This window comes from Clostridium sp. TW13 (assembly GCF_024345225.1).
Classification (GTDB): domain Bacteria; phylum Bacillota; class Clostridia; order Clostridiales; family Clostridiaceae; genus Inconstantimicrobium; species Inconstantimicrobium mannanitabidum.
Window position 1 is genome coordinate 3,735,899 of sequence record NZ_BROD01000001.1, and the last position, 20,144, is coordinate 3,756,042.

22 protein-coding genes are annotated in these 20,144 nt (G+C 28.5%); 8 read left to right on the top strand and 14 right to left on the bottom strand.

Annotated features, from left to right (window positions below):
• Positions 1-28 precede the first annotated feature (28 nt).
• Entirely contained in the window at positions 29-847 is an 819-nt protein-coding gene (locus OCU47_RS17240; RefSeq protein ID WP_261829834.1) for an MBL fold metallo-hydrolase, read from the bottom strand.
• A 173-nt stretch (positions 848-1,020) separates the two neighbouring features.
• Between OCU47_RS17240 and OCU47_RS17245 the strand changes: the two genes are divergently transcribed.
• Complete coding sequence (locus tag OCU47_RS17245; protein WP_261829835.1) at positions 1,021-2,157, top strand: zinc-dependent alcohol dehydrogenase; 1,137 nt, start codon at positions 1,021-1,023, stop codon at positions 2,155-2,157.
• A 66-nt stretch (positions 2,158-2,223) separates the two neighbouring features.
• On the opposite strand, the gene OCU47_RS17250 is transcribed toward OCU47_RS17245, so the two are convergent.
• Positions 2,224-2,658: a MarR family transcriptional regulator gene (locus OCU47_RS17250; protein ID WP_261829836.1), complete on the bottom strand. Its 435-nt coding sequence runs from the start codon at positions 2,656-2,658 to the stop codon at positions 2,224-2,226.
• A 255-nt stretch (positions 2,659-2,913) separates the two neighbouring features.
• On the opposite strand from OCU47_RS17250, the gene OCU47_RS17255 reads away from it, so the two are divergent.
• Positions 2,914-3,369, top strand: coding sequence for a DUF2798 domain-containing protein (locus OCU47_RS17255; RefSeq protein ID WP_261829837.1), 456 nt, complete (start codon positions 2,914-2,916; stop codon positions 3,367-3,369).
• A 66-nt stretch (positions 3,370-3,435) separates the two neighbouring features.
• Here the strand turns inward: OCU47_RS17255 and OCU47_RS17260 are convergent, their stop codons facing one another.
• Complete coding sequence (locus OCU47_RS17260; RefSeq protein ID WP_261829838.1) at positions 3,436-4,068, bottom strand: MBL fold metallo-hydrolase; 633 nt, start codon at positions 4,066-4,068, stop codon at positions 3,436-3,438.
• A 161-nt stretch (positions 4,069-4,229) separates the two neighbouring features.
• On the opposite strand from OCU47_RS17260, the gene OCU47_RS17265 reads away from it, so the two are divergent.
• Together OCU47_RS17265 and OCU47_RS17270 are read left to right on the top strand one after the other, a co-directional pair.
• Complete coding sequence (locus OCU47_RS17265; protein ID WP_261829839.1) at positions 4,230-4,562, top strand: PadR family transcriptional regulator; 333 nt, start codon at positions 4,230-4,232, stop codon at positions 4,560-4,562.
• Positions 4,562-5,239 carry a VanZ family protein gene (locus tag OCU47_RS17270; protein ID WP_261829840.1) on the top strand — a complete coding sequence of 226 codons (678 nt, stop codon included), beginning with the start codon at positions 4,562-4,564 and terminating at the stop codon, positions 5,237-5,239. Before OCU47_RS17265 ends, OCU47_RS17270 begins: the two co-directional genes overlap by 1 nt.
• Positions 5,240-5,361: 122 nt before the next feature.
• Here OCU47_RS17270 and OCU47_RS17275 read toward each other — a convergent pair whose 3' ends face one another.
• Both OCU47_RS17275 and OCU47_RS17280 read right to left on the bottom strand, forming a co-directional pair.
• The gene (locus OCU47_RS17275) at positions 5,362-6,147 is read right to left on the bottom strand and encodes a sugar phosphate isomerase/epimerase family protein (RefSeq protein ID WP_261829841.1); all 786 of its coding nucleotides are present in this window, start codon (positions 6,145-6,147) and stop codon (positions 5,362-5,364) included.
• Positions 6,148-6,160: 13 nt separating this feature from the next.
• Entirely contained in the window at positions 6,161-7,348 is a 1,188-nt protein-coding gene (locus OCU47_RS17280; RefSeq protein ID WP_261829842.1) for a MerR family transcriptional regulator, read from the bottom strand.
• Positions 7,349-7,565: 217 nt separating this feature from the next.
• Here OCU47_RS17280 and OCU47_RS17285 point away from each other — a divergent pair, with 217 nt between their 5' ends.
• A complete protein-coding gene (locus tag OCU47_RS17285; RefSeq protein WP_261829843.1) occupies positions 7,566-8,249 on the top strand; it encodes a DUF421 domain-containing protein in 684 nt (227 codons plus the stop codon).
• A gap of 232 nt (positions 8,250-8,481) precedes the next feature.
• On the opposite strand, the gene OCU47_RS17290 is transcribed toward OCU47_RS17285, so the two are convergent.
• Positions 8,482-10,386, bottom strand: a complete 1,905-nt coding sequence (locus OCU47_RS17290; protein ID WP_261829844.1) for a leucine-rich repeat domain-containing protein — start codon at positions 10,384-10,386, stop codon at positions 8,482-8,484.
• Between the two features lie 459 nt (positions 10,387-10,845).
• Here OCU47_RS17290 and OCU47_RS17295 point away from each other — a divergent pair, with 459 nt between their 5' ends.
• Positions 10,846-11,274, top strand: coding sequence for a hypothetical protein (locus tag OCU47_RS17295; RefSeq protein WP_261829845.1), 429 nt, complete (start codon positions 10,846-10,848; stop codon positions 11,272-11,274).
• Between the two features lie 25 nt (positions 11,275-11,299).
• On the opposite strand, the gene OCU47_RS17300 is transcribed toward OCU47_RS17295, so the two are convergent.
• Genes OCU47_RS17300 through OCU47_RS17315 form a run of 4 tightly spaced genes read right to left on the bottom strand, consistent with a single transcriptional unit; the run spans position 11,300 to position 14,305 of the window.
• The gene (locus OCU47_RS17300) at positions 11,300-11,947 is read right to left on the bottom strand and encodes an ATP-binding cassette domain-containing protein (protein WP_261829846.1); all 648 of its coding nucleotides are present in this window, start codon (positions 11,945-11,947) and stop codon (positions 11,300-11,302) included.
• A 22-nt stretch (positions 11,948-11,969) separates the two neighbouring features.
• Positions 11,970-12,737 (bottom strand): hypothetical protein, encoded by a 768-nt coding sequence (locus tag OCU47_RS17305; RefSeq protein ID WP_261829847.1) that lies wholly within the window; start codon positions 12,735-12,737, stop codon positions 11,970-11,972.
• Positions 12,727-13,533 (bottom strand): hypothetical protein, encoded by an 807-nt coding sequence (locus OCU47_RS17310; protein WP_261829848.1) that lies wholly within the window; start codon positions 13,531-13,533, stop codon positions 12,727-12,729. Before OCU47_RS17310 ends, OCU47_RS17305 begins: the two co-directional genes overlap by 11 nt.
• The gene (locus OCU47_RS17315) at positions 13,517-14,305 is read right to left on the bottom strand and encodes a hypothetical protein (protein ID WP_261829849.1); all 789 of its coding nucleotides are present in this window, start codon (positions 14,303-14,305) and stop codon (positions 13,517-13,519) included. The genes OCU47_RS17310 and OCU47_RS17315 overlap by 17 nt, the downstream gene beginning before the upstream one ends.
• 311 nt (positions 14,306-14,616) lie before the next feature.
• Between OCU47_RS17315 and OCU47_RS17320 the strand changes: the two genes are divergently transcribed.
• Positions 14,617-15,096 carry a hypothetical protein gene (locus OCU47_RS17320; protein ID WP_261829850.1) on the top strand — a complete coding sequence of 160 codons (480 nt, stop codon included), beginning with the start codon at positions 14,617-14,619 and terminating at the stop codon, positions 15,094-15,096.
• A gap of 17 nt (positions 15,097-15,113) precedes the next feature.
• Here the strand turns inward: OCU47_RS17320 and OCU47_RS17325 are convergent, their stop codons facing one another.
• Genes OCU47_RS17325 through OCU47_RS17335 form a run of 3 tightly spaced genes read right to left on the bottom strand, consistent with a single transcriptional unit; the run spans position 15,114 to position 17,515 of the window.
• The gene (locus OCU47_RS17325; RefSeq protein ID WP_261829851.1) at positions 15,114-15,473 is read right to left on the bottom strand and encodes a DUF1634 domain-containing protein; all 360 of its coding nucleotides are present in this window, start codon (positions 15,471-15,473) and stop codon (positions 15,114-15,116) included.
• The gene (locus OCU47_RS17330; RefSeq protein WP_261829852.1) at positions 15,473-16,309 is read right to left on the bottom strand and encodes a sulfite exporter TauE/SafE family protein; all 837 of its coding nucleotides are present in this window, start codon (positions 16,307-16,309) and stop codon (positions 15,473-15,475) included. Before OCU47_RS17330 ends, OCU47_RS17325 begins: the two co-directional genes overlap by 1 nt.
• Positions 16,310-16,339: 30 nt before the next feature.
• Entirely contained in the window at positions 16,340-17,515 is a 1,176-nt protein-coding gene (locus OCU47_RS17335; protein WP_261829853.1) for an ROK family transcriptional regulator, read from the bottom strand.
• A 158-nt stretch (positions 17,516-17,673) separates the two neighbouring features.
• On the opposite strand from OCU47_RS17335, the gene OCU47_RS17340 reads away from it, so the two are divergent.
• Positions 17,674-18,525, top strand: a complete 852-nt coding sequence (locus OCU47_RS17340; RefSeq protein WP_261829854.1) for a substrate-binding periplasmic protein — start codon at positions 17,674-17,676, stop codon at positions 18,523-18,525.
• A gap of 278 nt (positions 18,526-18,803) precedes the next feature.
• Here OCU47_RS17340 and OCU47_RS17345 read toward each other — a convergent pair whose 3' ends face one another.
• Complete coding sequence (locus tag OCU47_RS17345; RefSeq protein ID WP_261829855.1) at positions 18,804-20,099, bottom strand: O-antigen ligase family protein; 1,296 nt, start codon at positions 20,097-20,099, stop codon at positions 18,804-18,806.
• Positions 20,100-20,144 lie beyond the last annotated feature (45 nt).

Sequence of the window (20,144 nt, forward strand, 5' to 3'; positions counted from 1 at the left end):
AATATAAATTTATATATTTTTTCTTCCTCTATTTAACCTTCTCACCATCATATAAAATGCTCCAATTTTCAAATTTGCACTCTAAACCTTCAAATCTCTCATCCTTAAACTGAGACCCAACTACAGTTCCGTCAATAATTTTCCCCACATCATTTATAATATCATCTATTATAGATACATTAAATGGCTTATCATTGCATCTAGCATGTCCAGTATATATATAATTAAACTCAGAACAATGTTTTTTAAGTTCTTTCATGCTATTTAGGTACTTAGTTAAAGTTACAGACTCTGGTAACTGCATCCACAACCATCCTATTATAGAATCACCTCCAAATAAGGTTTTATCTTGCTCATCTAATAAGGCAATACTTCCAGCAGTATGTCCTGGTAATTCAATAACTTTCAATTGCTTATTACCTATATCTATCACATCTCCAGCCTTTATTGGTAATACCTTGCATGATTTAAGATTGATCCAGCTTTCAACCTCTTCTTCATTAATATCAGCAGATGGATTATGACTCATGTTCATTTCAAATAGCTTTCTTTTTTCCTCTGCTGAAAAAGTCTCTTTATACAAGGTCATATCAGCTTCTGATATATATGCTTCTTCAAATTGATAATTTCCCCATACATGATCACAATGTGCATGGGTGTTTACAACAACTACTGGCAAATTTGTTAGCCCTTTTACCAAAGAATATATATCTCCGAAGCCCAAAGTTGTATCAATTAAGACTGCCTTACTTTCACCTACTACTAAGTATGCTGCACACTTTCCATCAGCATCAATTAAATAAACATCCTTGCAAATCTCTTGTACGAAAAATTTTGTTTCTTCCATTTCTACCCCTCTTTTCCCATAGTATTTTGTGTATATTTATTACTCTGTTAACATTATTATACTACCAGTGAAACGTTTTGTCTCTTAAATATGAGCTGAATTTTCTTTAAAAATAGCTATATTAACAATTACACATGGTCATACTAATTAGTATTAAACGGAGGTGAAAATTAATGAAGGCAATTGTTTATGAAGGTATAAGAAATGTTAAAGTAAAAGAAGTTAAAGACCCTAAAATTGAAAAAGCTGATGATATAATCGTAAGAGTAACTTCAACAGCTATCTGCGGATCAGATCTTCACTTAATTCATGGACTTGTTCCTAATATGCCAAAGGGCTTTATATTGGGTCATGAGACTATGGGAATAGTTGAGGAAGCTGGCAAAGAGGTAAGTAACTTAAAAAAAGGTGACAGAGTCATTGTTCCCTTTCCTGTTGCTTGTGGCCACTGCTGGTATTGTGAACATGATTTATGGAGTCAGTGCGATAATTCTAATTCTAATGGAGAAATTGGTGCAATACTAGGTTATAGTGATACTTTTGGAGGTTATGATGGCGGTCAAGCACAATATCTAAGAGTTCCTTACGCTAACGTAGGTCCTAAAGTCATTCCAGAAGAACTAACTGATGAGCAAGTTCTATTTTTAACTGATATTTTACCAACTTCCCTTTGGAGCGTTGATATGGCTGGAGTAAAGGTAGGAGACACTGTAGTAGTTCTAGGTTGCGGTCCTGTAGGCTTATTAACACAAAAATGGGCTATATATAAGGGAGCAAAAAGAGTAATTGCTGTTGATTGTATAGATTATAGATTAGAACATGCCAAAAAATACAACCAAGTAGAAACAGTAAACTTTCAGGAACATGATAATACTGGAGAATACCTTAAAGAAATCACTCATGGAGGAGCAGATGCTGTTATAGACTGCGTTGGAATGGATGGTAAAATGTCTAATATTGAAAAGGTAGAAACAATGCTTAAGCTTCAAGGAGGATCAAAATCCGCCATTGAAATAGCAACTCAGGCAGTAAGAAAAGGTGGAACTGTCATGCTAACAGGAGTTTATGGAGCCAGATACAATAACTTTCCTTTAGGCGACTTCTTCTCTAGAAATGTAACATTGAAAATGGGTCAATGTCCTGCTAACTCTTACATAGACCCTATATTAGACTTAATTAAAAATGGTAAATTTGATGCAAGAGATATAATAACTCATAAGCTTTCCATTGATAAGGGTGAACATGCCTATAAAATATTTGATGGCAAAGAAGACAACTGCATAAAGGTTATATTGAAACCTCAAGCTTAATGATTATATATTCAAAATCACTATCATGTTTTCAATGATAGTGATTTCTTATTTATTTCCACTTATTTAATCTCCTATCCAATCTCTTCTTAGATACATTTTTATCATCTCAACATTATCTCTACCTATTTTCATAGAGATTTCTTCTTCCATCTTCTTTTTTATCTTCAACATTTCACTGCAATAAACCTTGCCTTTTTCCGTTAAGACAATTAGCTTATCACGCTTGTTGCCTTCAATATCTTCCATCTTAATGTAACCCTGCTCAATTAACTTTTTGGCACATTTATGAGCTGCCTGTCTTGTTACCCCTACCTTTCTTGCACTTTCTGCTATGGTAAGGCTGCTTTTCTCTAGCATTGCAAGCATATGAGCTTCAGTGTCAGTCACTTCTTCTCCTCCATTTTCTAACCATAACTTCATAACTTCCCTTCGAAGTTTTTTATGCTTTTCACTAATTAAATCTATTAAATTCAACTCTTGTAAATAATCATCCATCATAAGAATAACCTCTCTTTTGTTTAAACTCTTTTTCTTGAACAACCTATTATACCAGTAAACTATTTATATTCTAATAAAATACACATTCCTTTGCACTATACTTGGCATTGATATAGATTTCTTTTTGAATTTCATATGTTTATTATAATACATTTATAGCTTAAAGTATAGTCAACCAAGTTGACAATGTTTAAATTTTGATGCTATAATAAATTGTCAACCAAGATTACAATTTATTATAAAAGGAGATTCATAATGGGAAAAAATAAAAAAGAAAATTTTATATTTACACTTATATGTTGTGCACTAATGGTTTTCGGAATGGCTTTATACAATGTTATTTTAAGAAATGGAATTAATAGTTCTTTACTAAAGGAAACTCTAATGGGCTTTTTGCCTGTCTTTTTTGTAGCACTAATTTTAGATTGGTTCGTTGTTGGTAAAATTGCAAAATCAATTGTAGCAAAAATAGTAGATCATAATGCTCCACTAATTAAGAAAGTTTTACTTATTTCATTTTTCATGGTTTGTGGCATGAGTTTTTGTATAACATTAATTGTATCAGCTGCTCACATGGGAATATCAGCAGACTTTCCACTATTGTTTTTAAAAGCTTGGGGAATGAACTTTATATGTGCACTACCTCTTCAATTACTTATAGTAGGACCAATTGCTAGAGGCATATTCTTTAAAATGTACCCTGCTAACTAATAAAAGCACTAATCTTCTGAGATTAGTGCTTTTGATTTTAAATATTATATAATTTTTCTTTGCATATCATCTTACCCATCTACGGTTTTCAACTGCCTTCCCATGTCCAAAGTAAATTATTTTCTTCCCTTCATCTGTAATTTTCTTTGCACTCTTTTGCATCTCTTCATAATTTTCATACAGCAATGATTCTCCAGGGCCAAACATATTCATTAATGCATCTCCTACGAATAAATTGTTTCCTAACATAATCCCGATGGAACCTTCCGTATGACCAGGCAATTCAAGAACCTCTCCATCTATTCCATATTTTAGAAGCTTATCTCCTTCTTTTAAAATCACCTCTGGAATAAAGGATTGAATCACTGTATGTTTTGCACTCATTACAGAGAAAAATCTCACTATATTCCCAAGAAATCCTTTCGATTTCATTTCTCGACATAGATTATTTTGTATCAAAACAACATCACTTTTATGCATTGCTATAGGTACCTGCAATTGTTTTGCAAGATATGCCGCATTTTGGATATGATCAATATGACCATGGGTTAACACAATTAGTTTTACATTTTTCCCTTGGCATGCTTCTAATATTTTCTTCTCATTTCCTTTTAATCCTGTATCTATCAAGATAGATGAATCTTCTTGTGATACAAGGTAACAATTAGAACCAGCCTTAATTTGCGTAATATTATACATATATGTTTCCTCCAAATAATTTAATATATATGCTTACTCACTGCTTAAATATCTTGATTAAATTATACCATAATTAAATTTGTCATAATATACATTTTTTTCATTTATACCTTGTAATACGAAGTATAACTTGTTATGATGTAATAGAGGTGATAATTTATATGAACAAAGAGTTGCTTAAAGGAACTTTAAATATCATACTTCTACTTGTTTTATCTAAAAGAACAACTTATGGATATGAGCTAGCTAGCACTATAGATAAATTAAGCAATAGTACTATAACGCTAAAGGAAAGTTCCTTGTATACAGCATTACTTAGACTTGAACAACAAGGATATATAAAATCTTCTTGGTCTGAAACTCTGTCGTATCCTCGCAGAAAGTATTACGAAATAACACCCTTAGGCTCTGAATATCTAACAACCAACCTTTCAGACTACTTAAATATTAATTCACTAATAAATAATTTAATAAATTTGGAGGAAGATCAATAATGAATAGTTTCGTTGATAAACACATCAATAAAATAATTAGAAATACAAATCTTTCAAAAGATGAAAAAAGTGATTTAAAGGAATATTTATATTCGAGCTTCAATAATAAATATGATAACTATATAGCTGCAGGTTTAGATAAAAATGCAGCTTTAAATAAAGCCTTAAATGAATTAGGAACTGAAGAAGAATTTTCATATGAATTAAATTCAAACATAAACACTGTACCCAAACTCATGCAATACCTATCGATAATATTAATAAGCATTGATTTATTTTTTCTAATTTTACGAACAAATTTATGTCTTACCTTTAGTCCCAATTTTTGTTATCAACTTGCAAATTTAGTTCCTTTCAGAATGATAATAATGAGAATTGTAAATCATCATATAGATGGATTTATTATTACAGAACTTTCGATAGCCCCCTTTTTTATACCAATTGGCTACCTTATCCCATCAGCACTAAATAAAATCCATAACATTATATATAATGTAAAAGCTTTAATTTTTGTAGTAATTTTATTTGAAGTTGTTGAACTTATATTTAGATTTGGTAGTTGTCATATAGATTATGCTATAGTTAATTTTATCTTTTCTTTAATTGGATATTTTCTGTTTAATATCACTATTAGAATACTAAATAAAAGAAACTTCTCATCTAATTTACCTTTATAATAATTAAAACTACCTTACTAGTTGTAACTCCACTCATAGTTACAATTAATAAGGTAGTTTATCTTAATTTAACATTACTTTCTTCATCAATTCTCAAAGTTCTTTAGGCATCTCAAAATAAACTAGCATATGGACTTATTTATATAACCTATACACTTCTGAATTTCTTCTGATGCCTGTTTAAGATTCTCCACATTGTTTCTTTTCTTATTGTCAAAGTCTAACTCTACAGTTATGGTTCCCTTATAGTTATCTTCCTTTAACTTTCCTAGCAGTTCTTTTAATGGTAGATTGCCATGTCCTAAAATCATGTGCTCTACTCCATCTTTAAAATCACTTAAATGTATATTTTTTATGTGTTTCTTGGTTTTTTCATAAAAATCCAGAATGGATACGTTACTTGCAGCACAGTGTGTTGTATCAAAAGTTATGTTTACATCATTGTCCTCAATAAATTCTATAAACTCTGCTTCTTTTCCTAGAAAGCTCGCTGCCTCAACATAAGGGAAATTTTCTGTGGTTAAGCATACTTCTTTAGTATCCTTGTATTTTAAAATATTCTTTTTATGAAGCTCATCTAAGTTAATCCATCTTTTAGAATAATCCTCATAAACCATATGAGTTACTATAGTTTGTGCATTAAAAACTTTGGCCATTTCAATAGCTTTCTTTATCCAAAACTCTTCATCTTCTTTTCTTGGAAAAGCTATAAATTCTAATGGTGTATGAATGCTTAACACATTTAAATTTCTCTTTTCAACTTCTTCTTTTAGTTCCTCTACTGGAACATCAATAAAAGCTTGATTCAAAAATATCTCTATATTCTTGCAGCTTGTCTCCTTAATCATACCAAGTATTTCAATATAAGTTTTTGTATAATATAATCCCGTTGATACTGATATCTCCATAAATAATCATCCCCTATAATTTTCTGCTTTCAAATAAACCTGATTTCTTAGTAATAAATATACTGCCTGCCTTATGCATTTCCTCTTCTACATATTCTTCAAACTGTTCCCTTCTATCCTTTAAAACTTCATTTACATTGCCATGAGTAGAATATACATATTGTACTAGAGGTTCAGCTTCAGTTACAAGCAAGTTATCTTCATAATCATATCTCTTAACTTGCTGAAAAAATTCACTTAGCTGATTTTCACCATTCTCTAAACCAAATTCTGAAGCTATATCAAATTCTGACATAACAAGATCTTTATGAAAACTATAAAGTAACTTCTCCAAATCCTTCATATGCCCTTTCCCTACTGTTGAACAGTAAAAATATCCACCTTTTTTAAGCACTCTTTGCACTTCTTCAAAAACTTTTCTTCTATCGTTACAATAAAACAACATGTGGTCAGCTATAACTACATCAAAACTTTCATCTTTGAACGGAATATTATGAGCATCTGCAAGCTTAAAGTTGAACCTATCAACATACTCTTTTAGGTTTAGTCTAGTATCATTAAGCATCCCCTCTGAAAGATCAGTAAGCATAATCTCACAACTTTCAGGTACTTCATTAATATAGTACTGCCACATCACTCCATTTCCACATCCAAGTTCTAAAACCTTCATATTTGAAGCAAGCCTAAACTTAGACATAAGCCACTTATACCACCCTGTCTTGTTTACACTGAACTTATCATGAATATTTATTCTCTTAACAAGATTGGATGAATTTCTGTATTGCTCTAAAATACTCTTCTCCGCATTAATAACCCTGATAATGTCAATCACCTTGTCCCAATCTAAGTTCTCACTTGTATTGACCATATCCTCAGCCTTATCTATTGCATCTATAACCAGCTTCATATGGGCAATTTTATTATGCATAGCTTCTTTTTGCATCTGTAGAGAAGTCTTTAAATTGCTCTCGGCATCTGATTTATCTATAGCCGTCTTAATATCTGCTAATGAAAATCCTATATATTTTAATGTTAATATCCTTTGAAGTTTAGCAAAATCACTATCTGTATAAAGCCTATAACCAGAATCACTATAGGCCGATGGCCTAAGCAAACCCTGTTTATCATAAAATCTTATAGTTCTAATAGTAACTCCAGCTTTGTTGGCGAAAATGCCTGCTGTATATAACTTTTCCTCCATAAAACCCTCCTAGTAAGGCATATAAACTTAATTATTTTAATACATCTAAATTCTCATTGATTTAATTATAGAGGGTGACCTAAGGTAATGGTCAATAACTTTTTGTTAAATTTTACACACTAATTTCTTTATTTTTATCTCTAATGAAAATTAAAATAAATAAGTTGAAATGAATTGCAAATAATATATAGGTATTATTTGATTGGAAGGTGGATAAATGAATAATTATTTAATTCTATTTCTTAGGTCAGTTGCTACATATTTGGTTATGCTTCTTTTCACAAGAATTATGGGTAGAAAACAGCTTTCTCAACTAACATATTTTGACTATGTTCTTGGAGCAACAATTGGCTCTATAGCAGCAGTTGCTTCAGTTGATAAAAATGTAAATGTATTTGAGGGATGCTTTTCAATTATCATATGGAGTCTTATTACTTTATTAATTTCAGAGATAACTTTAAAAAATATAAAATTGAGACTGTTGATAAATAGTGAACCTCTATTAATAATAAATAATGGAAAAGTTATATCTAAAAATATGAAAAAGGCTAAATATAATATTGGAGATTTACTCATGCAACTTAGAGTAAAAGATATATTTTATATTACTGATGTTGAAATAGCCATATTGGAGCCTGACGGTAAACTTAGTGTCTTAAAAAAAGCAGAAAAGAATACAGTGACAGCAGAAGATATGCATATTCAAAAGCCTAAATCAGGCATGATGGTAGAGCTCATCTTAGATGGAAATATACTGTATACACACTTAGAACAAATTCAAAAGAACGAAGAATGGGTTCTTGAACAGTTAAAATTGAAAAATGTTCACAACTTAGAAGATGTAATATTTGCAGGATTGCAAGCAGATGGACAAATATATATTGTAACTAAAAATGATTAAGTAAAAGAAAATATTCCTTCTACAGTTTTTATAGAACTTTTAGCATCTATATATTATATAGGTAAAAATGAAGATATAAAAGATGAAGATACAAGTAAGAAATCGTAAAAAATAAGGGTGCCACATTAGTTGTTGAAAACTGCTAGTGTGGCACCACAAAAGATTAATATTACAAAACAAGTTGATTATTGTAATATAATTAAACCTTATTTAATATTGTGAAGATTTAAGCTTATTGAGTTATCATACATTTAGGTAATGCTTTCTTTAAAGCTTGCATTTGATCATAATATACTACAATATTGTGTAAGTTTAATTGTTGCAATTTAGTTAATCCTTCTAAAGAACTAAATTCACTTATATTATAATCAGAAGCTAGAATAAGAATTTTTAAATTAGTTAATGATTTTAATGGTGTTATATTACTTATGCCAGAGTTATCATTTAAGCTTAGTGATTCTAAATTTATTAATCCTTGTAATGGACTTATATCACTTATTTGATTTTCACCTAAATCAAGATATGTTAACTTAGTCAAGTTTCTCAATACATTTATGTCATTTATTTTATTATTATATGCAGTAATGCTTTGTAACTTAGTTAAAGTTTTGAACACACTTATATCGCTTATTTGATTATCAGCGAAATTAATGCCTGTTAAGTTTGTCAAATTCCCCAATGTGCTTATATTACTTATTTGATTTCCACTCAAATCAACATATGTTAGGTTAACTAAGTTTTTCAACATAGTTATATCTTTTATTTGATTATTATTTAAATGTAAAACTTTTAATTTAGGTAATCCACTAAGTAAATCTAATTTATTGCCTAAATTATTATATCCTAAGCTAAGCTCTTGTAAATTAGTTAAACTCTTTAATGTAGTTATATCACTTATATTTGTAGATTGTAAATTCACTGACTGCAAATTATATAACCCCTTTAATGGGCTTATATCTGATACTTGAACACCACTTAAATTAAGTTCTTTTAACTTAGTTAAGCCTTTTAATGGACTTATATCCTTTACGGATGTAGTCTGTAAATTAAGTTTTTGTATATTTGTTAAATTTTCAATTCCTGAAATATCTTTTACATACCAGTCTGCTGCATTTAAATCTGTAATACCTACAACATCATTCTTATATAGAGTACCAGTTTCTTTATGTATAACATTTCTAATAATTCGTTCTAATTCTGCATCTTTGAAGGTTACTGCTTTATTAATTATAGCTACTGGATTAACAGTTATATTACAACTTGCAATCTTACTTCCATCTACTGTAGTAGCTGTAATTTTAGCTTTTCCTACGCCTACTGCTGTTACTTTTCCTGTAGCATCTACTGTTGCTATCTTAGCATTAGAAGTTGTCCACTTTATTTCCTTATTTGTGGCATTACTTGGAGCTATTGTTGCAGATAAATTATCCTTGCCCCCTACTGTTAGGGTATCTGTTGTTTTGCTTAGCTTTACTGATGTTACTTTAATTGCTGGATTAACAGTTACATTACAACTTGCTGTCTTTTTCCCATCGACTGTAGTAACTGTAATTTTGGCTTTTCCTACACCTACTGCTCTTATTATTCCCATGTTATCTACTGTTGCTACCTTAACATTTGAAGATGTTAATTTTATTTCCCTATTTGTTGCATTTGTTGGAAGTACCATTATTTCTAAAAAGCTGCCACCTCCTACATTTAATGTAAGTGAAGTTTGATACATTTTTACTGATGTTACTTTAACTACTGGATTGACAGTTACATTACAACTTGCTACCTTGCTTCCATCTACTGTAGTAGCTGTAATCTTAACTTTTCCTGTACTTACTGCTGTTACCTTTCCTGTAGCATCTACTGTTGCTATCTTAGCATTAGAAGTTGTCCATTTTATTGCCTTATTTGTTGCATTACTTGGAGATACTGTTGTTACTAAATTATCTTTGCTTCCTACTGTTAGGGTAGCTGCTACTTTATTTAGCTTTACTGATGTTACCCCTATAGCCTTTTTAGTTAATGTCTGGGCATAAACATTGTTGTTAGCTGCTATTGCAACTCCATTAAAACTTACAGTGTTTAATAAGCTAGTTATCAATGAGACACTTAAAACTAAACTTATCTTTCGTTTTACATTTTTCATCATATATTCCCCCTTTATTTAAAATTATACACTCTTATTTTCGCGGAATATATAACCAAACTTAATAGCAAAGTGCACGTTTAAGTAAATTCTAACATATATCCAAAAACTACAACAAATTACTTTTATATTAATACTTTGCTCTTATATGCCTAATATAAAATAACTTAACTTAAAATTTATATCACAATTAAATAAAATTATCTACTTTGGGAATCATAAGTATTTAAAACATAGACTAGTACTAATTATTAACTTGAAATAGATATTATTAAACACTTTTGATACAATAATATACAAATAATTAAATATTCCGAAAAGGAGTTTATATATGAAAGGTAAATCTAAATTCTTTAAAATTTTTTTATCTCTATAATTGTAGCTATATCTTCACTTTTCATTTTTTGCTTTATTCAAAGACAAAATTCTATAAAACAAGAACAAAAGAAATTATCTCAAATGAAAGAAATTACTAGTGAAAATATAACTTCACCTACACATGATATACTTACAGACATCTTTAAGATTGAAGATTCTTTAGATAGTGATACATTTTGGCATGGTATTACTTCAAAATATTTTTCTTTATTTAGAGATTCCAAAACCTTTGATAATAGTACTGGTTTATGTCAGTTTAATTTATTAGATCATCTTTTCAATCAGATAGGGGAAAATGCTAATAAAGAAAATTTAAAAACTAGTATAAAACTTCAAAAAGCATATAACTTAAATGATAATAAATATGATGTCAAATTTATCGTCGAAAGAGAATCAAATACTAAAAACAATTCCAACACTATAAAAACACAAGAGTATTATGATGCAAAGGTCATTTTTTATTTAGCCAGCTCTATAGGTGCTTGGCTGTTTTTTTGTGTTATCAAATAGAACTTATAAAAAAATAACAGAAATTTTATTTAATTTCTGTTAAAAATCCATTTTCCATATTATATACATGATCACAAATTTCATCTATATCATCTTGCATATGGCTGGCTAATAAAATTGTGACTGATTGGGATTTTAGGTTTAAGAGAATTTTACGTATTTCTTCCACTCCTTTTGAATCTAAGCCATTCATTGGCTCATCAAGTACCAATAGTTTTGGATCTTCCATAAGTGCTTGAGCAATGCCCAATCTTTGCTTCATCCCCAAGGAATATTTTTTTATAGGTAACGTATTGTTAGGATCTAATCCCACCAAAGCAATGGTTTCTTTTATTTTACTATCGTCAATAGCATTATTTATACTTGCTAATATTTGAAGGTTTTTAAGGGCAGAATATTGTGGTAGAAAACCAGGATGCTCAATGATCATGCCTAATTTATCAGGAAAATTTCCATTTTTTATAGACTTATCAAATACCACTATTTCTCCATCTGTTATATTAATCAATCCACATATCGCTTTAAACAACATGCTTTTACCAGAACCATTTCTCCCAATTATTCCATATGCTTGTCCCTTTTTAACCGTTAAATTTATATTATTAAGTACCTTTGTCTTCTTAATATCCTTTGTTACATTAGTAACTTTTACAGCTATTTCTTCCTTTTCCACAACTATTCCTCCTACAATACCATCAGTGAGTAAGTTCACATAAATCTTTTTTTACTATTATGTTGTTAATTATAAACACATCTATAATTATAAAAATCGTCAAGAATATTATTGACCATGCAAAATTAAAATTGTTTGCTACATGCTTTGCAATTATTCCTTGATTTAAAGGAATATATTTATCAACCTTAAAAATGTATCCCAATTGGGTTGAAAATAAAACTGTAATTAATATGGCTATAAATGATAGAGCATGTTTTTTGCTGATTAAAGCGTATATTATATAAACAGTTACTAGATAATAACTTGAAGCACACAATAAACAGATTACTTCTATTATATCCTTAATATTAATTAAACTAGTATTATTATTTGATACAACACTATATAGGAATACTATAATCGTTCCAAATATAAAATATATAAAACATGATAAAAGACTTGCTATTTGTAAACACAAATGCCAATGTCTTTTACTTCTAAATCTATAAACTGTATAATAACTTCTTACACCTAACTCTTTAAAAAAGAAGTTACCTATTATGAAAATAATAAAAAATTGATATAACACCCATGAAAATATTTTTATCATATTACCCTCTAAAGTATCTACTCCATAAAATATATTTTTAATTATTTCTCCAAAATTGCCAGTGTTCTTTATTAAATCTGTTTGTGTCAGTAAAATATAAATAAAAATAGCAACTATAAAAAATATATTTGGTATTGAAAAAACTACTTTGATATTATTTTTTGTGATTTGCAAAATACTTTTTGAATTATTCTCCATAAATACATTCCCTTTTCTTTGTCAATATTAACCCACAAATATATAATAAGAAGATTAATATAATCCAATACATACATCGTGATATTATATATATACCATTAGTAACTTCACTTAATTTCGCATTTAATATGTAAATATTACTAACAAAGGATATATCCGCCATGCCCCCTGACTTAATAACCATGTTTAACATATTTAAAATAATTACAATTATAAAAGAAATTACACGTTTTTTAAAAATTAAATTACATATATTAAAAACCATAGAAATAACAAATAGATATAATGTGGTAAACAATACAAGGATAGAAACATACTCAACAGGAGTTAAGTTTGCCTTTATATTATTAATTACTTCACTATAATATGATTGGTTAACCTTTGAATTCATAATATATGAGGAATATTGACTCCAATTATTATGGAAACTCATAAAACTTCCAGTTAATAAACATACAATAACTGCAAAAATTACAGTTCCTATTGCAAAAACAAATCCACTTAATATATTAGCAATATATATTTCCCTACTTGTTTTAAATCTAATGCATAAGTAATTGTAAAAGTTTCCCTTGCCAAAAATATTATAAATCATAACAGAAAACAGTACACTTATGCTATAAAATAATGATAAATATGAAAAAACATCTATAATGTAATCATAAACATTAATGTTATTCCCTGAACGGATCAAGAATAACATTAATGCAAATATATATATAATCAAAATTATAGAAAATACATATATTTTCGTTGTATTAATCTTAAATAAAATATAATTATAAATCCTTTTCACGTTTTATAACTCCTATGCAAAATAAAATAATTCCTATCATCAACAGCAGAATTGGATAGAAAATTTCATGGCTTGTTGACATTATTATGTTTAAAGCATATATTTGTGAAAAATTAAAATTAAAAATAGTATTTATCCCTAAAATCTCAATCAGTGTGCCACAAAAGATATAATAAAAAAATGGAATTATTAGAACTAAGTATCTATTTTTTATCCATGCTGATAATCCTAATGATAGTTCTGATATCACTGCATAGCATATCCCCGTAATAGTTATTATTAAAATCCCATATAAATATTTATTAGAATAATATAAAGCGCTAAATGGACCAGCTACTTCAATTACATCAGTAGATTTAACTCCAAATATTGAAAACAAAAATATGAACATTACAAAACTTGATACTGTTCCTACTATTACACTAGATATAGCAGTAACTATAATCTTTATAAATACATACTTTTTAACTGACATTCTAGAATATATAAAGTTCACAAATTTGGTTTCCTTTTCTACTAAGTAAGAATCAGAAAATATAAGTGAAGCTAGTAATGGAAATATAACAACAAGTATAGCTCCTTCTGCAGTACTCCTTATTCTTATAAAAATATCTACTGCATCATAATGGCGTCTTATAGTTTCAAGACCTATTGGAAAGTCTATAAACAATATAAATGGTAAAATCAATGCTATTATTGATATAAGAAAAGAAATTAAAGCTTTCTTAGAAAAAATAGCCCTTTTTAATTCACTTAAAAAATAGTTATTCATTACGCAATGTTCTCCTTCTAGTGATTTTTAAAATATGATTCTTTAAATAAGAACTAGCATTTATAACAGGTAATACTATTCAAAATGTACTTTTTATTCCACGCAATCTTCTTTACCATATAATTTAATCAAAGTAAAATTTATATAATTTAATTATATTTTTACACACCATTCAATTCAAGCAGTAATTACATGTAAAAAATAACATTTTTATTAATTTCTACTTAAGGAAATTTAATAAAAATGTTATTTTATATTTAATAATATATCGTAAAATTAAATGAAAACATAAAACTAAGGGGATGCTTCCATTGAAAATTTTATATAAATTTATTATCTTTATTTTTGCTATAGCCGTTACCTGCACTGCACTGTGTTATAATTGGCCAGAATTTTATGAAGGTTATAGTTTTTGTATTGATAATCTTTATATTGGAATAATATTTCTATTAGCTTGGCTTATATTTAGCCTTTTCTTTGGATTACCCAATCAAAGAAAATATATAAAATACATTTCTATATATTGGAGTATTGATATCATTACTTCTCTACTTTTTTGGATTTTTTCAAATACCCAATTTAGTGATTTAGTGCTTTACCCATTTTATATATGGTATAGTGGGCCTCTCTATGGATTTAGACTTCTATTTTATAATGTAAATACTTTGATAGATAGACCTGCCTTAGCATTGGTAACAGCCCCTTTAGGCTTAATAACTTGCTTTATAGGATATGGACTTGGAATGTTAGTAAAGAGATTTAAAAAATCAAAAACAATGGGAACTCGTTAAAAAGTTCCCATACGATTTTATTCAACTTTTCCAAGGGCAAAGCTAATAAGTAATATTAAGAAAACTAGAGAAGTAATTTTTACATATAAATAATCTTTTTCTTTTATAAATACTATAATTGAAACTCCTACACGAAAAACAGGGGTAGCAATTAATAGTAATAACCCTGTTAGAATTATTGCATAGGATTTTAGTTGTATAAGACCTTTGAAAATATCTCCAGGATTTGTTGGAAAAGTGTTATTTGCATAGCCACTGTCTCCAGTAACTAAGAACATTGCAAATCCAATAAATATAATAAATGCACTTAATAAAACTCCTATTTTAAGAAACTTACTTATTATTATTTCCATTTCATCAATTTTACTATCACTCATTATTTAACCCCCATTCCTTTTATAATCATCTGTATTGAAACATAGGCAACAATTGGTATAAATATTTTTCTTATTGTTTTACTTTTTAAGTTTTGCATAATTCGAGTACCAATAGTGGCTCCGAATAAAACGCCAAGAGCTACAGGCGCAGATATTTTAGGATCTATATTACCTCTTAGTAAATATACTCCAGCACTTGCAGCTGCAGTTACACCTATCATAAAATTGCTAGTAGCACTTGATACTTTTAGAGGAAGCTTCATAAATATGTCCATAGCCATAACTTTAAATATACCACTACCTATACCAAGAAGACCTGAAATAACTCCTGCTACATACATCATTCCAAAGCCACCGTAAACTCCAGCTACATTGTATTGAACTTGTTTCTGCAAAACTTTATCATAGTATTCCCCATTTAATTTTAACTTTTCTGCCATAGGATGAGTCACCACATCTTTAGGAAGTTCATCTTTAGATTTTTTTAGCATGGCAACAGCTGAATATAATAACAATAATCCAAAAATAATATAAAGGTATTTAGTACTAATAATTCCACTTAAAAATGCTCCTGTAATTGCCCCTGTAGTTGTTCCTATTTCAAGAAACATCCCAATTCTAATGTTAGTAATTCTATCTTTTATATATGCAATGGCAGCACCACTAGATGTAGCAATTACTGATACAATACTTGCTCCTATAGCATACTTTATGTCTACACCAAAAAGTAAAGTTAATACTGGGGTAATTATAATACCTCCTCCAAGGCCAAGAATAGATCCTAACACACCAGCTAAAATGGATATTAAAAATATTTGTAAAATTATAATTGTCACTTATATCTCTCCCTCACTAAAAATTCTTATTTAATTTTTTAGATAATGATTTATCACCATAAGGCATGAACCAATAGCTATAACACTTTCTTTTAATTCTCCACCTTTACTGAATTCTACTTGGTTATTCATGCAATTATTTTTATGAAAAACTTCAACTGCTCTAGGGTAAAATAAATCATAATTCATTATTAAAGGACCACTTAATATTATTAATTGTGGATTTAATATTCTAGCAAGATTCCCTATCCCAACTCCTAAAACCTCAGCACTCTTATTTATTATCTCTTTAGTAATTTCATTATCTAGTTGCTCAGAATTTAGACTCTCATTATAATTATTCTCTTTTTCATTACTAGATATGAATTGTTCTCTCTTTAATTTTGACCTCTTTGCAATAGCTTTAAGAGAGACATAACTTTCGATACACCCTTGATTGCCGCAACCACAATCATCTCCATCTATATCTACAACCATATGAGCAAATGCATCCTCTGAATCATTAATTGCTCTAATAATACTACCATCAGTTATCACTGCAGACCTTATTCCAACTCCACAATGTATGTATACAACATTTTTTAACCCTCTACCCTTTCCAATAGAGTATTCAGCCAAAATAGCAGTATTAGCTCCATTATCTATAAAGCAGGGAATAGATAGTTCACTTTCAATCATCTCTTTCAATGGGACATTGGCCCAACCAGAATGAAAAAAACCTTTAGGATTTAAAATAATCCCATTACCTCTGTCCATTGGTCCTACAGTTCCTATACCTATTCCTAGAACTTCTGTTTTATCTATTGATAATTCTAATAAAAATTTTTTTATTAGAATGCATATTTCATTAACTGTTTTTTCAGGTGAAAAAGTATGATCTAATGAAAACTGTTCATTTTTTAAAATATCCATCCTTAGATTTGATAAAATTAATTTTACATATGTTCTTGATATATCAATTCCAATAACATAAATGCCTTTTTCTGCTGCAGAATACTCAACTGCTTTTCTACCACCAGTAGACTCACAAGTACCTACTTCTACTATTAAATTGTTATCTGCAAGAATTTTCATTGCTCTATTTAATGTGGTCAGTTTGACATCTGCTGCTATTTGTAAGTCTTTTTTTGTAATAGAACCTTTCTTTTGAATTATATTAAGTATGCCTAATTCTCTGTCCGATAATTCTTTTAATATTTCATCCATGTTAGCTCACCTTCTTATAATTTAACTCGTATATCTTAATAATATATACTTTTGACCATTTTGGCAATAAGTTTATAATGTTTTAAGAATAATCTTTTTAAATTCAAGGAAAGATAAATTTATTTAGTAAATTATATATTGCTAATGGAGGAGTTAATGTGAACCGTTTTTTTAAATTCATAACTTTATTAATTCTTAGCTTAAGTATTCCCATGTTTGCAAATGCACAGCCTATAAAAACACTAACTGAAAAACCAGCTCCTGTGCAACTAACAGATAGATTACAGAAAATAAAGAGTACTGGTATATTAAATGTATTATCCCCTAACATAATTCCTTATTCATACCAAGATGCTTTTACTGGGAAACTTAAAGGCATTGATGTAGATATACTAACAGAGGTAGCAAAACGACTAGGAGTTAAAAAAATTGAACCAACATACATATCTTTTCCTAACATAATACAAGAATTAACTAGGAATCCTTCAATTGATCTAATAGCACAAGGAATGTATATCACTGATGAACGTAAGCAATTTGTGAATTTTACAATGCCAATTTATACTGAAATGGATGGTATATTAACTACAAAAACTTCAAATATAAAAAGTAAAGCTGACTTAAAAGATAAAACTATTGGGGTAATTGGAAGTACACTTTATGAGTCTTTGGCACAAAAATGGAAAGATCAAGGACTTATTAGAGACTATATTAAATTCTTTGACAATACTTCTTTGCAAACAGCCTTAGAAAACAATGTTATTGATGCAATGCTTGCTGATTCCATGACAGAAGTAAGTATTATTTTACAAAAACCAAATTCAAATTTTAGAATTTTATCTCCAAGTCAGTATAAGTCAGAGATAAATTTAGTTGCGGGATATGCTTTAAAGAAAGAAGACTCTACCTTATTAGCTGCAATTAATGAAAAATTACAGGAAATGAAGATTGATGGAACCTTATATGAAATACTGGCCAAAAATGGATTGAGTTGTTTCTATATCCCTTGATAATTCGAACCATAGTATATAAAATAAGACTCTCATAGCTGTATATCTATACTATGAGAGCCTTATTCATGTAATAAAATATCTATATTTCTTGATATCAAGAAACGCTAAAATGGTAGATTTATATGTACTGACTAAGAATTGCAAACAAAACACAATATACACCTTTGCTTTTAATATTAAGGGAGAAGATGATGTTGTAATAACAGAATTAAGCACTGGCAATATTTTTGTAACTGGTCAAAACTTAACAATAACTAATCTGACATTAAGCAATATTAATCATATGCTATTTCTGTTTTAGTCTTATATACGAATAAATATATTGCCAAGTAATACATGATATTGTTTATAAAATAATCCTGATTAGGGTTAAAATTACAGCAAGCTAGATTAGCTAAGAACAGTCCAATTATAAATGATTTTTCTAATTTATTTGAACATCTTTTCAATGCTTTTATAAATACACATATATTGAAGCTTATAAATACAATCAGCATTACCCATCCATTCTCTGCCAATAAGTTCAGATACTGTGAATGTATATCTATATCCCAATATCTGAAGAAATAATAAATATAATATTGATATTGACCTGCTCCAATACCATGAAAGAAGCTATTATTTTTTATTATATTTTTATATACTAATTTAAACTGATCTATTCTGCAACCTTGTGTATTTCCTCTTTGCAAAAATAAAATATTATAAACTTTATACCCAAATATTGTGACTAAAATAACTGCTATAATCAATAATATAAATATAATTACTTTATTTTGTTTTAGTATTTTTAAACTTTCTTTATAAAACATTAATAAATCAGTGATTATTACAAGTGTAATCCCTAAATAACCTATCCTTGTCAAAGTTAAAATAGAAAAAAATGATGTAATAATTAATGCTATTAGATGCTTTTTTTCTCTACTTCTTAAGTAATTAAAAAATACCACTGCAAATAATATAGTTCCCAAGTTTCCTGCTGCATTACTAGTACCTGCCAATCCAACTACTCTTTTTACTAACACACCTGACTGTTCATAAAAAATATTACTATTAATTTGTCCTATCAACAACTTTTTATTAGTTATATACTGAGCAATTGCTAAAATACCATTTGCAATTGCTATATAACTAAAAAAATCAACTATCTTTATGTAATCATAACCCTCAAGAAACTTATATAAATATCCAATTAAAATTATGCAGACATACACTATACATATATTGAAAAATTTAATTTGATTAGCAATGTTTCCATAAGCATAAATTACTAAATTACTAATCACTATAATTAATATCAAAATAGTATCTAAAGTTGGCTTACTTTTCTTTAAGTTAAAATTCACTATGAACACTATAGCTAATACTACAGCTATTAATGGTATATACCATTGTTGCACTAGCCTCATAAAATGTGTACTATAATGCATATTAATACCTACATTAAGACATGTAATTATGACTAGTGATATCATAATATACTCTCTTTTATTTTCTCCATGATACATCTTATTGAAAAATATATATCCTAAAAATATAAATATTAAACGTAATAAAACTATTTTACTCATTTTTCTCTCCTATAGTTTTGATATTCAAATCTTCCTATTGCAAAA

Excerpts from the sequence above, each read along its gene's own strand:
- OCU47_RS17280 (WP_261829842.1), bottom strand. The coding sequence starts at position 7,348 with ATGGAGGAAAAGTTATATACAGCAGGCATTTTCGCCAACAAAGCTGGA.
- OCU47_RS17250 (WP_261829836.1), bottom strand. The coding sequence starts at position 2,658 with ATGATGGATGATTATTTACAAGAGTTGAATTTAATAGATTTAATTAGT.
- OCU47_RS17240 (WP_261829834.1), bottom strand. The coding sequence starts at position 847 with ATGGAAGAAACAAAATTTTTCGTACAAGAGATTTGCAAGGATGTTTAT.
- OCU47_RS17345 (WP_261829855.1), bottom strand. The coding sequence starts at position 20,099 with ATGAGTAAAATAGTTTTATTACGTTTAATATTTATATTTTTAGGATAT.
- OCU47_RS17290 (WP_261829844.1), bottom strand. The coding sequence starts at position 10,386 with ATGAAAAATGTAAAACGAAAGATAAGTTTAGTTTTAAGTGTCTCATTG.
- OCU47_RS17260 (WP_261829838.1), bottom strand. The coding sequence starts at position 4,068 with ATGTATAATATTACGCAAATTAAGGCTGGTTCTAATTGTTACCTTGTA.
- OCU47_RS17305 (WP_261829847.1), bottom strand. The coding sequence starts at position 12,737 with ATGGAGAATAATTCAAAAAGTATTTTGCAAATCACAAAAAATAATATC.
- OCU47_RS17275 (WP_261829841.1), bottom strand. The coding sequence starts at position 6,147 with ATGGAGATATCAGTATCAACGGGATTATATTATACAAAAACTTATATT.
- OCU47_RS17335 (WP_261829853.1), bottom strand. The coding sequence starts at position 17,515 with ATGGATGAAATATTAAAAGAATTATCGGACAGAGAATTAGGCATACTT.
- OCU47_RS17270 (WP_261829840.1), top strand. The coding sequence starts at position 4,562 with ATGAATAGTTTCGTTGATAAACACATCAATAAAATAATTAGAAATACA.
- OCU47_RS17325 (WP_261829851.1), bottom strand. The coding sequence starts at position 15,473 with ATGAGTGATAGTAAAATTGATGAAATGGAAATAATAATAAGTAAGTTT.
- OCU47_RS17245 (WP_261829835.1), top strand. The coding sequence starts at position 1,021 with ATGAAGGCAATTGTTTATGAAGGTATAAGAAATGTTAAAGTAAAAGAA.
- OCU47_RS17295 (WP_261829845.1), top strand. The coding sequence starts at position 10,846 with ATGAAAGAAATTACTAGTGAAAATATAACTTCACCTACACATGATATA.
- OCU47_RS17315 (WP_261829849.1), bottom strand. The coding sequence starts at position 14,305 with ATGAATAACTATTTTTTAAGTGAATTAAAAAGGGCTATTTTTTCTAAG.
- OCU47_RS17255 (WP_261829837.1), top strand. The coding sequence starts at position 2,914 with ATGGGAAAAAATAAAAAAGAAAATTTTATATTTACACTTATATGTTGT.
- OCU47_RS17265 (WP_261829839.1), top strand. The coding sequence starts at position 4,230 with ATGAACAAAGAGTTGCTTAAAGGAACTTTAAATATCATACTTCTACTT.
- OCU47_RS17285 (WP_261829843.1), top strand. The coding sequence starts at position 7,566 with ATGAATAATTATTTAATTCTATTTCTTAGGTCAGTTGCTACATATTTG.